Annotated in this window: 13 protein-coding genes; 9 read left to right on the plus strand and 4 right to left on the minus strand. The window is 49.8% G+C overall.

From position 1 onward, the window contains the following. Positions 1-32: 32 nt before the first annotated feature. The 3 genes from fliS to CWI70_RS08525 form a co-directional block, all read right to left on the minus strand. Complete coding sequence (gene fliS, locus CWI70_RS08515; protein WP_126772269.1) at positions 33-431, minus strand: flagellar export chaperone FliS; 399 nt, start codon at positions 429-431, stop codon at positions 33-35. A gap of 15 nt (positions 432-446) precedes the next feature. Further along, a complete protein-coding gene (gene fliD / locus CWI70_RS08520) occupies positions 447-1805 on the minus strand; it encodes a flagellar filament capping protein FliD (protein ID WP_126772270.1) in 1359 nt (452 codons plus the stop codon). Positions 1806-1924: 119 nt separating this feature from the next. Next, positions 1925-3628, minus strand: coding sequence for an HD domain-containing phosphohydrolase (locus CWI70_RS08525; protein ID WP_126772271.1), 1704 nt, complete (start codon positions 3626-3628; stop codon positions 1925-1927). Between the two features lie 208 nt (positions 3629-3836). Here CWI70_RS08525 and CWI70_RS08530 point away from each other — a divergent pair, with 208 nt between their 5' ends. The 4 genes from CWI70_RS08530 (at position 3837) to CWI70_RS08545 (ending at position 7173) form a co-directional block, all read left to right on the plus strand. Next, positions 3837-4949, plus strand: coding sequence for a FliC/FljB family flagellin (locus CWI70_RS08530; RefSeq protein WP_126772272.1), 1113 nt, complete (start codon positions 3837-3839; stop codon positions 4947-4949). Positions 4950-5103: 154 nt separating this feature from the next. Continuing rightward, a complete protein-coding gene (locus tag CWI70_RS08535; protein WP_126772282.1) occupies positions 5104-6297 on the plus strand; it encodes a FliC/FljB family flagellin in 1194 nt (397 codons plus the stop codon). 69 nt (positions 6298-6366) lie between these two features. After that, positions 6367-6726, plus strand: a complete 360-nt coding sequence (locus CWI70_RS08540; protein ID WP_126772285.1) for a hypothetical protein — start codon at positions 6367-6369, stop codon at positions 6724-6726. Between the two features lie 96 nt (positions 6727-6822). Next, complete coding sequence (locus CWI70_RS08545) at positions 6823-7173, plus strand: flagellar protein FlaG (RefSeq protein ID WP_126772287.1); 351 nt, start codon at positions 6823-6825, stop codon at positions 7171-7173. A gap of 31 nt (positions 7174-7204) precedes the next feature. Here CWI70_RS08545 and fliE read toward each other — a convergent pair whose 3' ends face one another. Further along, positions 7205-7525: a flagellar hook-basal body complex protein FliE gene (fliE, locus tag CWI70_RS08550; RefSeq protein ID WP_126772290.1), complete on the minus strand. Its 321-nt coding sequence runs from the start codon at positions 7523-7525 to the stop codon at positions 7205-7207. Positions 7526-7719: 194 nt separating this feature from the next. On the opposite strand from fliE, the gene fliF reads away from it, so the two are divergent. Genes fliF through fliJ form a run of 5 tightly spaced genes read left to right on the plus strand, consistent with a single transcriptional unit; the run spans position 7720 to position 13033 of the window. Continuing rightward, positions 7720-9510 carry a flagellar basal-body MS-ring/collar protein FliF gene (gene fliF, locus CWI70_RS08555; protein ID WP_126772293.1) on the plus strand — a complete coding sequence of 597 codons (1791 nt, stop codon included), beginning with the start codon at positions 7720-7722 and terminating at the stop codon, positions 9508-9510. Beyond that, the gene (fliG, locus tag CWI70_RS08560; RefSeq protein ID WP_126772295.1) at positions 9503-10522 is read left to right on the plus strand and encodes a flagellar motor switch protein FliG; all 1020 of its coding nucleotides are present in this window, start codon (positions 9503-9505) and stop codon (positions 10520-10522) included. Before fliF ends, fliG begins: the two co-directional genes overlap by 8 nt. Next, positions 10509-11246 carry a flagellar assembly protein FliH gene (locus tag CWI70_RS08565; protein ID WP_126772298.1) on the plus strand — a complete coding sequence of 246 codons (738 nt, stop codon included), beginning with the start codon at positions 10509-10511 and terminating at the stop codon, positions 11244-11246. Before fliG ends, CWI70_RS08565 begins: the two co-directional genes overlap by 14 nt. Next, positions 11230-12591, plus strand: a complete 1362-nt coding sequence (gene fliI / locus CWI70_RS08570; RefSeq protein ID WP_126772300.1) for a flagellar protein export ATPase FliI — start codon at positions 11230-11232, stop codon at positions 12589-12591. The genes CWI70_RS08565 and fliI overlap by 17 nt, the downstream gene beginning before the upstream one ends. Beyond that, a complete protein-coding gene (fliJ, locus tag CWI70_RS08575) occupies positions 12584-13033 on the plus strand; it encodes a flagellar export protein FliJ (RefSeq protein WP_126772302.1) in 450 nt (149 codons plus the stop codon). Before fliI ends, fliJ begins: the two co-directional genes overlap by 8 nt. Positions 13034-13038 lie beyond the last annotated feature (5 nt).

Genomic DNA, 13038 nt, shown 5'->3' on the forward strand with positions numbered 1-13038 from the left:
GGTTTAAGTTTTGGTTGCGTAACCACAATAATCTAGGCCTCTGCAGCCTCAGTAGCGATTTCCTTCCAGGCGCCCGCTAACTGCGACAAAATCGTCTCAGCGGTGTCGAGCTTACTCGCATCATTACGCAAGTTCGCTTGCACTAACAGCTCGCCAACATACAAATAAAGTGACTCGAGTCGCTCGGCAACCTCACCACCTTTATCCTTATCGACCGCCGCTAACAAACCCTGATTGACGATATCGAGAGCCTTGCCTATCGCTTCACCTTTAGCCGAAATTTGCTTTTGCTCAAGATGAACACGCGCCGTCTTAATCTGGCGCAAACAGTTTTCAAATAGCAACTCAATCAGCTTATGTGGACTCGCACTCAATACATGGCTTTCCACATTAACCCGTCCGTAAGCTGCTGCTCCTCGCATTCCGTACATCTCTATTCTCCCTTACTATTTACGGCCTAACTGCGCGTTCATGACATCAAATTGCTGCGTCAGATAAGCGCTGGTGGAGTTCATGTTGGCGATCATGCTATCGAGCTTGGCAAACTGCGTACGATAACGTTCGACCGTTCGGGCAATCGCAACCTCTTCACGTTCAATGCGTTCATCAATTCGCGTAATCGCACTTTTCATGCCTTCAGTGCTTGTTGCAATCAAGCCATTTTCGTCCAGCAATCGATCAATAACGCCCTTTGACTGTGCACTAAAGCCTTCGTTAACGTCGCTCCCGGCGAAGAAGCTCTGGAGGTCTTGTAACTGATCTGAAGTGACTGTTTTCAACTGCTCGCTGTCGACTTTTAACGAGCCGTCAAGCTCACGCGAAATACCTAAGTCAGACAAAAACGTGAATGCCGAACCTTCAACGACCGTTTCACTGAACATTGAGCGCAATTCCGATTGCACCATGCGTAAACTGCTATCCCCTAGCAAACGACCGCCGACTTGTGTCTCAGGGTTGTAATCCCCTAAATCACGCACAGTGCTATTTAAACTGTTATAAGCCTTAACGAAATCGTTGACTGACTTTTCAATCGCGGCGTTGTCACGAGTAACCGTAATCACCGCAGTCTCGTTTTCTTTCGCAAGATTAAGCGTTAAACCTGCGATCGCTTCGTCAACTTGGTTCGACGCACTTTGCATGGTCAAACCGTTAACGCTGAACTGAGCATTTGCGGCAAGTTGTTCAGTGGCTGCATCTTTACTGAGTTCACCACCCATGCCGATAAAGGTTAAACTCTGTACACCAGCGTCGACGCCGGTCTTTGCTGAATTCAACACCAAACGATAAGGGTTCGCTGCGTCACCATCGTTTACAATACTGGCAACCACATCTGTTTGTGCGCTGTTGATGGCATCCCGAACATCTTCTAACGATGAGGCATCAGCGCCAATAGCAACCGAGTGAGCAGTACCATCGGCGAGGGTAAAATCGACACTGCCAGCACCTAAATCACGAGCTTTATCGTCCAAGCCTAACGTTGCCACGCTGTAAGACTTGGCAAGACTGGTAACGGACACGTTATAACTACCAGGTACCGCCGACGAGTTGGCCGCAGCCGTTACAGCATCGCCTGTGACGTTACTTTTCACTGCCGCAAAGGTCTCAGCTTTGCCTAACGAACCCAGCGCCGTCTGAAACTGCGCCAACGCACCCTCAAGTTTGCCATACGCAGAGATGCGCGCTTGGTAGCTCGCTTTTTGTTGCGCCAACGGTTGCAGTCGCTGCCGCTCCGCCGATTCGAGTTGGCTGAGCAAGCCATTTAAGTCAAGGCCGGAGCCTACACCTAACGCTGCTATTGATGCCATAATCAAACACCTCTTCTATCGTGTCAGGCCAGTGTGCCTGAAACTTTGCCACCCAAAGCTTATAAAAAAGCCTTTTATAAGGGCCATTTTCACTTTTATCGACACCTTAAAGAAAAACTTTAGTCATCGACGACTAAGACATCTCGAATACTGCCCAGCTCTCTTAATTTACTGCCTTGAATCAATTCGCCAAGTTTATGATCGGGATGATTCTTGTGTGGTGTTAAGCGCAAACGTTCGACACGGTTGTGCCGATCAAGCCCAACGACCCAAGCCAGGACGCCACCTTCAAACTTCAATAAGCTCCCTATCGGTAGCCGCCCAAATCGATTTAAGTAACGCTCTATCCATATAGGGTCATAACGCCCACTCACCGCTTGGAGCTGAGCAAGCGCACTAATGGCATGTACCGCAGCCCGATCGGGGCGACTGCGCTGCATCGCATCCATAGCGTCAACAACCATCGCCGCCCGCGCCAACTGGCCTATCGCCTCACCCTTAAGATGCTGTGGATAGCCACTGCCATCCAAGCGCTCGTTCACCTGCCCTATCACATTGTCGCGAATCGCCGGCGCCAACCATTTGATCTTCTTCGCTGCATCGAGCACCTGCGGCACATGGTCTTGCATATCAAGGTACATCGGCCTGCTCAACGTCGTTGCACGCCAGATGTCTTGATTGATGACCCCCTTACCTAAGTCATGTACCATCGCTGCCGCAGTAGCAGCTTTGAGCACCGTATGCGGAACCTTCATGCTGTACAGTAAATCACCTAAACGTGCCGCTACCGCGATACCGTGTTGCACCCAGCGCGATTCGCGGTACAAACAATGCAAGGCGAACAATACGCCCTCTCGGTCTTCTTTTAATAAATCTAATAGATGATCGGTTTGTACCGATAACTGATAGGGGTCAAACACACCTTCTTGTTTGAGCAAAATCATCTGACTATCAAGATAGCCGGCAATGGTCGCCAAACGCTTTGCGGTGGGCGTGGGGTAATCGTGACTACGTCGCCGACCCAACTTCGTTGTTTCCGGATCTTTGACACGAAATAACTCTGATGGCGTGCGATTATCGCCACCACCAGCACTGCGGCTCGACTCCCGCTCAATTTCTTTAACGAAATTCCATAGCTCTTTGTGCAGTTCTTGATCGACGTTTTGAAATTCGAAGCCGACCGCCAGTACTTTCCGATCATTATCAGTGCGCACATGGCGCACACCTGCCATCAGCTCAAGCGTTCGTCCATTTGGAAAATACAACTCAATAACCGTCGACTGATTCGGCAACACCTTGGAGGCGCCATCATAAATACTAAATTCAGCGAGACAGCCATCGGCAGATAAATCACGCAAGTCACCTTGTAATTCGACGGTTTCATCACCTTCGTGATCTGAGCTGCGCAGATAAACGCCAACTTCCATGCCAACGCGCAAAGTGGCACGAAAGCTCGCACGACGCTGCTTCACTTCAATTTGTTCCGGCCAGTCGACCGTGCCAAACAAGCGTCCGTCTTTGCTCTCAAACCCTTTCACCTTCATCGGTTCGGTACGAACAAAGCCACCAGAAGTATAACCAAACACGGTGAACTTTGCGCCAGCACGCAGGGCTGGTACTACATCTCTAATAGCCGTGAACTCAAACACTAAGTGCACATCAGTTTCTTCATCTGCGACGACCAGCGGATGCTCTTCCGTATTGCCACTCTCCAATCGCAACGCCGCCACACCAGGTTGCCCTAGCGCCTCAAGGTAGGTTGCCATCTGTAGTCCGTTGCTTATGGTTGTAAACTCGTCAGAGCCTTTTACCGCATTGTTCACCCAAGAGTCCTTATTCGCACATTGTTTATCCGAAGGGTTGTTTAGCTTTAGTTATCGTCAACTCTTCGCAGTTCTTTAGCACCATTGTGCAACACGCCGCAAAAATTTTTTTGTAAATTGTTCTAAAGGTTTTTTTCCAGCCACCGATAACCCCTGTGACGGCAGGCCAAACTTGGCGGCCAAATTTGGAAACAGAAGGAATAAGACTATGTCAGTAATCAATACCAACATCACCTCGCTGATTGGTCAGCAAAACCTGATGAAGTCGCAATCTGCATTGCAAACTTCTATGGAACGTCTGTCTTCAGGCCTGCGTATCAACAGCGCTAAAGACGACGCAGCTGGTCAAGCTATCGCGAACCGTATGTCAGCTCAAATCACCGGCTTGTCACAAGCACAGCGTAACGCTAACGACGGTATCTCTGTCGCGCAAACCGCTGAAGGTGCTTTGAACCAGGTCAACGACAACTTACAGCGTATCCGTGAGCTGAGCGTTCAGGCCGAAAACGGCACTAACTCACAAGACGACTTAGATTCAATCCAAGCTGAAATCACTCAGCGTCTTGGTGAAATCGACCGTATCTCTAAAGAAACCAGCTTTAACGGCGTGAAAGTTCTTGCGACCGATCAAGCGCTTTCGATTCAAGTAGGTGCCAACGACGGTGAGAAAATCGACGTAAACCTTAAAGAAATCAGTGCACAAACGTTAAACATGGACACCTTTAACGTGAATGGCGTTGATGCAACAGGCCTTACCGCTCTTGCAACCGGCGATTTTGTCGACGGTGATGGTGACGATGTCCCTGCTGGTAACTTAACTTTAACAGACGGCGGCGCAGGTACGGCTTTCACAGCAACAGGTCTATCTCAAGATGAGAGTGGTAACTGGTATGTTTCAGGTACCGATGTCGACGGCAACAATGCGTACATTGCTGTAGATTCATCAACATTTACGATTGGTGATGGAACCGCCGGCGCCGGAACTAACGACGGTACACTCACCGTAAACTTCGACTCAGATACTGCTACTATCCTTGCTGAGCGCACAGCTTCTCCACTTGCGGCGACCGATTCAGCATTAAGCGAAGTTGATACTTTACGTTCAGACCTTGGTGCTATCCAAAACCGTTTCGAATCTGCTATCACTAACTTAGCAACCAACGAAACTAACTTGGCAGCAGCGCGTTCACGTATCGAAGACGCTGACTACGCGGTAGAAGTTGCGAACATGACGCGTGCGCAGATTCTACAACAGGCGGGTACTTCGGTTCTTGCGCAAGCGAACCAGGTTCCACAATCAGTACTATCATTATTGGGTTAACATCCTAATGATATTTATAAAGGCGCTTCTACATGAAGCGCCTTTTTGCTTAAGTTATTACGGTCGGGAAGCGATAACTTAGGAATACGAATTTAAGAGTCCAGACTTTTATAACAGCCGGCAGTAGCTAAGCCCATTTCTTAAGGAAACCCAAATGTCCGTAATCAATACCAATATTACGTCGCTGATTGGGCAACAGAATTTACATAAATCGCAGTCATCATTAACAACAGCTATGGAGCGTCTATCCTCGGGTTTACGTATAAATAGCGCAAAAGATGATGCTGCAGGCCAAGCAATTGCCAACCGCATGTCAGCTCAAATAAGTGGACTCGCCCAAGCACAACGTAATGCCAACGACGGTATTTCAGCGGCACAAACCGCTGAAGGTGCGCTTAATCAGGTCAATGACAATTTACAACGTATTCGCGAATTGAGTGTGCAATCCTTGAACGGCACTAACTCATCGGCGGACTTAGCCTCCATCCGTGCTGAAATAGATCAACGTTTAGACGAAATCAATCGCATTTCTAAACAAACCGAATTTAACGGTGTAAGAGTCTTGGCAAGCGATCAGCAGCTCAACATTCAAGTAGGAGCCAACGACGGTGAAGCCATTGCCATTGGCTTGAAGCAAGTCGACTCGCAAACGCTAAACCTTGACCGCATCGTCTTTAACGGCCCACAACTCGGTGATGATGGCGTAGGCATGAACATTACAGATGCGCTAAAAGCAAAGTTTGGTAACGATACAACGTTATCATCTACTAGCGTTTCCTCCACCCCAACAGGCGCCGAATGGGCTACTTTGCTAGACCTAGAAAACACCGTGGTCGTTAACGACATCTATGCTATAGCCGACGACAAGGGTGACTTCTACATCGAAGACAATATTACGGTAACCGGTAACGATATTGCGAAACTTGAGTCGATGGGATACGTCGACGAAGGAGGCGGTAACTTTAAAGTCTATACGCCGGCAAATTTTGACCGGACCACAGAGTCGGCAACCAATTTAAATTTTATCTGGGAAGTTGGCGATTACACCAGTGCTGACGTAACGCCGGCGGCATCGGTAAATAGATTAAGTACAATTGACGAAGCGATCGCAAATGTCGATACGCTGCGTTCTGACTTAGGCGCTATACAGAACCGGTTTGAATCTGCAATCTCAAACCTACAAACCAATGAAACTAATTTATCCGCCGCCCGCTCGCGAATTGAAGACGCTGATTACGCGGTTGAAGTTGCCAATATGACACGCGCCCAGATTCTGCAACAAGCGGGCACATCGGTATTAGCTCAGGCCAACCAGGTACCGCAATCAGTGCTATCTTTATTAGGGTAAAGCCGCCCACCTAAGTCGTCTAGTTAACTCCCAGCGGAGTTTGATGTTAAAAACAATTAAGGTTGTATCATGCCAGAACACACGACCATTACAGTTCGTAGCTTAGTAACCGAGCTTATGCCAAAGTTACGGACCATCGAACATGTCATTGAAAAGCGACTCGACGACTTAATTTGGAAAGCACCAACGCCGACGCGTAAGTTTCAGCTCGAAACCTTGAAAAATGAGTTTGAGCTTGAGTTGATGATGATCAAGATGAATATGAAGCACTTACTAAAGCGCCATCAAAACGTCATTAATGTCGCTGATTTAGAACATGACGAAACTGTACTCGAGCTCGATGAGCGGGAACAAACAGCGGTAACTGCGGCTTGGAAACTCTACCAACGTGTCGACAAAATTGCTGCGCACTTCAATATTTCGCTTTAGCTAACTATCTACATAACCGCAGCTAAAGTTTTGTTCAAACTTGCCGATAGTCATCGTTAGAGACCCCAAACGAGGGGACAATTGCGGAGACAAATCATGGCAAATCCCATTAATGACGCTACCACCCAAAATTGGCCTGCAACGCATGCGGCTGCAGAGCGCCAACGCTTGGATCGGGTATTACAACAACTCCCCGCTGTGCGCCAAAGTGAAGTTCAACGCGAGCTCAAGCGCGATGAGCTGGTGAAACCGGTACAACAAATCAATGAAGTAATGAACAATTACGGGATTCATTTTGAAATGAATGACGCCGTTGACCGCATAATCATTCAAGTGGTCAGCCGTGATTCAGGCGAAGTGATTCGGCAAATTCCATCAGAAGAGGTGCTACGCATTTCGCAGCACTTGTCAGAAATGTCTGGCTTACTGGTGCGCGAACAAGCTTAGTTCGCGCAGCTTATTTCTAGGATGAACAGAATTAAACCTGCATATTCATGATTTCTTTGTAGGCGCTGACCAGCTTGTTGCGCACTTGCACGCCCATATCAAAGGCCAAACCAGCTTTTTGTTTCGCCACCATCACTTCGTTGAGCGACACATTAGGGTCGCCTAACTGAAATGCTGTGGTTTTTGCGCCCGCTGTTTGTTGCAACTCGTTAATACGTTCAATGGACTGTTTTAACTCGCCAGCAAAACCATTTTTAGCCGGCTCTTGCGCAGCTGTTTGAGGCTGCGTCGTCGCTTGGCTTTGCAGGGCTTGCATTTTATTTAGTGCCGTTTGAATCGCTGGTACACTCATTTTTTACTACCTTCCACGCCGGTTCTGTAACTTTTTACAGCTGCTAAGGTAACAGCTTGCTTCATGGTCGAAAGAAGTAAAAGGCCGTAAAAAAGTACGCTTTTCTTTTCTTTGCCTTGCCTTCACATCCGCATAATGTGCTCTAGATAAATCCGTTTTTCATTTGTGTTACAACCCAAGAGTCAATCAGCGATATGGAAGCAACCCAAGCAACAGCGACTGCCGCCGGAGCCACCAAGCCGCAGCCAAACGACAGCAACAACAGCGCAGCCACAAATGGCTCGATTGCTTGGTTGATGGCGATCAAAGAAAACGGTCTTGTACCGCTACTGCTTGGTGGGGCCGCATTCATTGGCTTGATTTTTGTACTGCTCTTGTGGGTCTCAGCACCGGAATACCGAGTCCTTTATAGTAATTTAAGCGAGGCCGATGGTGGTCGTATTATCACTGAACTTGATAGTCGCCAGGTCCCCTATCAAATTGATGCCAATGGCACTATCTCCGTTCCTAGTGATCAAGTACACCGCTTGCGTTTGCAACTCGCTGAACAGGGGCTTCCCAACGCTGGCAACGTTGGTTTTTCATTACTCGACAACCAAGCCTTCGGTATTAGTCAATTCGCTGAAAAAGTAAACTTTCAGCGGGCGCTTGAGGGCGAACTTGCCAGCTCGATGGAAGCATTAGGCCCAGTATTGCGCGCCCGCGTCCATCTGGCCATGGCGAAAGACTCGGTGTTTGTGCGCGACCGTCAGCCGGCAAAAGCGTCTGTGGTGCTAACCTTGCACCCAGGGCGAAAGCTTGGTGACGGGCAGATTCAGGCCATCGTGCACATGGTATCGAGCAGTGTTGCCGACCTTGCTCCTGATCAGGTCACTGTTGTCGATCAGCACGGCGCCCTGCTTTCGCAAAAGGCGGACAATGATGCCTTAAGCGGAACAAAGCTCGATTATGTGCGTGAAATTGAACGTACGTATCAACAGCGCATTGAGGCTATCCTGACACCTATTCTCGGCGTCGATAATCTGCAAGCGCAAGTTGTTGCCGAAGTAGACTTTTCCAAGCGGGAAGCTACTGAGGAACGTTATACCCCGAATCCGACCGCAGAAACCGCGGCAATTCGTAGTATTCAGCGCAATCTGAACGTCAACGGCAATGGCAACGGAGCACAAGGCGTTCCCGGCGCATTGACCAACACGCCACCTGGTGTAGAGCCATCCCCTGTAAGCAACGCAGCGAATGCGGAAAACAACGAGCAAGCGGTCGCCAATAACGACGCTGACGGCAACTACCGTCTACAGCAAGATCAGGTCGTGAATTACGAGCTCGACCGCACCATTTCACATATTCAGCACCAACAAGGTGTATTACAGCGCCTATCGGTTGCCGTCGTCGTCAACCATCGCACCAGCACCGATGAAGAAGGTCAGCCAGTTCTGGTGCCACGCAGCGACGAAGAAATCGAATACATTCAACGCCTCATCCGTCAAGCCATGGGCTTCTCGGCCGAACGTGGTGACCAACTTGAGGTGGTGAACACGGCGTTTGTTCCAGAACAAGAAGATCCTGTCGTGCGCGCTTGGTACGAACAACAAGCATTACTCGACTTGATTAAACAAATCATCAAATACGTTGCCGCTGGCGTCGCAGCATTACTCTTCTACTTACTGGTGTTGCGACCTCTGCTGCGCCGCCGCCAAGCCGCTGTCGAAGCTAGCGCAAGCCCTGCTCAACGCGGTCAACTCCGTGCTGTAGTTGGCGATGACGACGAGCCCACTGGAGCAAGCAACGCGACAGTCCGTGAACGAGCAACAAGTACTGAAGCAGCTCGCCAAGAGCCAGTCAAAGACGACTTTAACTGGCCTGAAAAGAACTCGAATCAAAGCTACAACGAAGCACTAACGAAGGCTAAAGAGGCCGCAGAGACGAATCCGCGCCAAGTCGCGCGAATCTTGCAGAATTGGATTGACGAGGATGACCATGTCTAACGCCACGAACGACACCCAACGCCAAGAAATGTCGGGCATTCGCCGTGCCGCCTTGATGCTGCTCATGCTCGAAGAAGAGTCTGCGGCGGAAGTATTCAAGCACTTCCCGCCAAATATGATTCAAAAAATCAGTAAAGAAATGACCAAGCTCAATGACGTCTCGCATGCCGAGATAAAACGCGTCCTTGAAGCTTTCCATCAAGACTTGTCGAACACACCGGCGTTAGACAAATACGACGACTATGTTCGCTCGGTACTTACCAAAGCATTAGGTGCCGATCGCGCCAACACGCTGATCGAAGATGTCTTGGAGCATAAGGTGGGCGGCGTTGGCATTGACGCTCTTAATTTGATGGACGTTCCGGAAGTTGCCGAAATGATCAAGGACGAACATCCGCAAATCATTGCAACCATTTTGATTCATCTTGACCGAGCGCAAGCCGCTGGGGTTTTGGAACTCTTCGAAGAACGTTTACGTAATGACGTAGTTCTCCGTATTGCATCTTTCACAGGTGTGCAGCCTGCAGCCTTGCAAGAACTTACCGAAGTACTTGGCGGTATGCTTGACGGCCAGTCGCTGAAACGCAGTAAAATGGGCGGCGTCCGTACTGCCGCTGAAATCCTCAACTTGCTCAGCACCGGCCAAGAAGACACTGCCTTGGAAAACATTCGTGCCTACAACGACGAATTGGCACAAAAAATCATCGACGAAATGTTCCTATTCGAAAACCTACTCGATTTGGACGACCGCAGTATTCAAGTATTGCTACGCCAAGTCGAAACATCTTCGTTGGTGGTTGCACTCAAAGGTGCGCCTAATGAATTGGTTGATAAGTTCTTGCGCAACATGTCGCAGCGCGCAGGCCAAATCATCCGTGAAGAAATGGAAACCCGCGGTCCTATTCGCGTCTCGCAAGTCGAAACCGAGCAGAAAGCAATTTTGCAAATTGTTCGACGCTTGGCCGATAGCGGTGAAATTGTCCTAAGCAGTGGTGACGATGCCTACGTTTAAGCCTTTTACCAAAGCGGCACAGCCGTTAGAGCAAAAGCCAGCAGCGCAGCCAGAAGGCGAGTGGCAAGCATGGTCGTTTAAAACATTGCAAGCAGAAAGCGCATCTCCTGCGGTTACAAAAACGCCGCAAAAAGGTTCGTTTAAGGCACAAGAAGAGCTCAAGCAGCTGCGTGAACAAGCGCGCACCGAGGCTTACGAAAAAGGTTACCAAGAAGGCTTTGAAAAAGGCTCCGCAGAAGGTTATAGCGCAGGCAAAGAAACTGCCGAAAAAGAAGTCGCACAGGCTTTTGAGGAGCGTTGCCAAACGACCTTGAGCCCGCTAAATACCATGCTCTCAGAGCTTGAGGGTGCATTGCAAAGCATTGACGAACAGCTCGCCGAAAGCCTCGTGCAGTTGGCTGTGACTGTCGGTCGCCAACTTGCCGGCGAGGCATTGCAAACGCACCCCGAAGAAATTCTAACGCTGGTGCGCGAAATCATTCACGAAGACCCATTTATTAAAGACCGTCCAACCTTGTTGTTGCACCCAGAGGACGCACCGATAGTACAAGAGCATCTCAATGACGAGCTGAAAACGCACGGTTGGCGCGTCCGACAAGACGAAAAGCTTGAGCGTGGCGGCTGTCGCTTGGTCAGCTCTCAGGGCGAAATCGACGCCACCATTGAAGCGCGTTGGGAACGTATCATCAGTCAATTGCGGGGGCGTAGTGAACAGCACAGCTAACTCCATAAGCCATTGGCAAAGTACTCTTGCAAGTGTTTCTCAGCGGGTGGCCGACCACCAACGCTGGTTTGCTTGCGGGCGTCTGGTCCGCGCTACTGGCATGGTCCTCGAAGCCGTCGGCTTGAAACTTCCGGTTGGCAGTGCCTGTGAAATTGTTGGCGAGCACATCACTCTTGAAGCAGAAGTTGTTGGCTTCGCGGATGACATTACGTTTTTAATGCCGCTTGAATCGGTCCAAAACCTCACCCCTGGAGCGCGCGTCATCCCGATGGGCGGTACCACGACAAAGCGCCGCTTTCCGCTTGGTGAAGCACTTCTCGGACGGGTCGTTGACGGTTCCGGTCGCCCGTTGGACGGGCAAAAGTTAGCAAAAGGAACACGTTACGGCGAATTAGCCTCGGCACAAATCAATCCCATGCAACGGGCGCCCATTAAACAGCCCATTGACGTTGGTATCCGCGCCATCAATGCGTTACTTAGCGTGGGCCGCGGCCAACGTATCGGTCTTTTTGCTGGTTCTGGGGTAGGTAAGTCGGTCCTGCTCGGTATGATGGCGCGTTACACCAAAGCTGATGTCATTGTCGTCGGCCTAATCGGTGAACGGGGCCGCGAAGTTCAAGAATTTATTGAGAGTATCTTAGGTGAGCAAGGGCGCCAACGCTCGGTGGTGGTGGCAGCCCCAGCTGATGCCTCGCCGCTGCAACGATTGCAAGGCGCATCCTATGCCACACGGCTGGCGGAAGACTTTCGTGATCAGGGTAAGAACGTCCTGTTGATTATGGATTCCCTTACGCGCTATGCCATGGCACAACGTGAAATTGCGCTAGCAATTGGCGAACCACCAGTCACCAAAGGCTATCCGCCCAGCGTTTTTGCCAAGCTACCAGCTTTGGTTGAGCGCGCAGGTAATGGCCGCCGAGGGAGTGGCTCGATTACCGCTTTTTACACCGTGCTCACCGAGGGCGATGATCAACAAGATCCTATTGCGGATGCAACCCGCGCCATACTCGACGGTCACATCGTGTTGTCACGAGAACTCGCCGACAGCGGTCATTATCCAGCGATCGACATCGAAGCTTCGATTAGCCGTGTGATGCCGGCAGTCGTGCAACAACAACAAGTCATCGCCGCGCAAAAAATCAAAAAGCTATTCTCGGTCTACCAACGCAACCGAGACCTTGTCAGTGTTGGGGCTTACAGTCCCGGACACGATCCATTGCTTGACCAAGCGGTGCAAAAATTCCCCCGCATCGAGTCGTTTTTGCAGCAGCAAATGGATGAACAAGCCACTTTTGAGGCCGCTATTAAAAGCTTAGATTTGCTTTTAGGAGGGCATAATGAATAGTGTCGCATTAGCTCATTTGACTGAACAAGCTGAGAAAGCACGCACGCAAGCGGCGCAATTGCTTGCTGAGGACCGCAATAACAAAGAAAAGATTGCGCAACAGTTACAAATGCTTCAGCAGTATCGTCACGAGTACGCTCTGCAGCTACAGCAGCAAATGCGGATTGGTATTCAGTCGACCATGCTTGGTACCTATCGCGCCTTCTTGGCCAGTCTTGACCGAGCTATCGCGCAGGCCCAAGAAGCACTAACACAAAATGAAGAACGCGTTGCGAAAAGTAAGCAAAAGTGGTTAGAAAAACAGCGTCGCTGGCAATCGTTTGACCTTTTGCAAGAGCGTCAACACGCAAGCATAAAACAGCAACGTGAACGTGCCGAACAACGGCAGAACGACGAATTATCACTGACGATGTATTTGCGCCATCGACGCAAAACAACTTGAGGATA

The organism is Pseudidiomarina homiensis, assembly GCF_003987225.1.
Lineage (GTDB): Bacteria > Pseudomonadota > Gammaproteobacteria > Enterobacterales > Alteromonadaceae > Pseudidiomarina > Pseudidiomarina homiensis.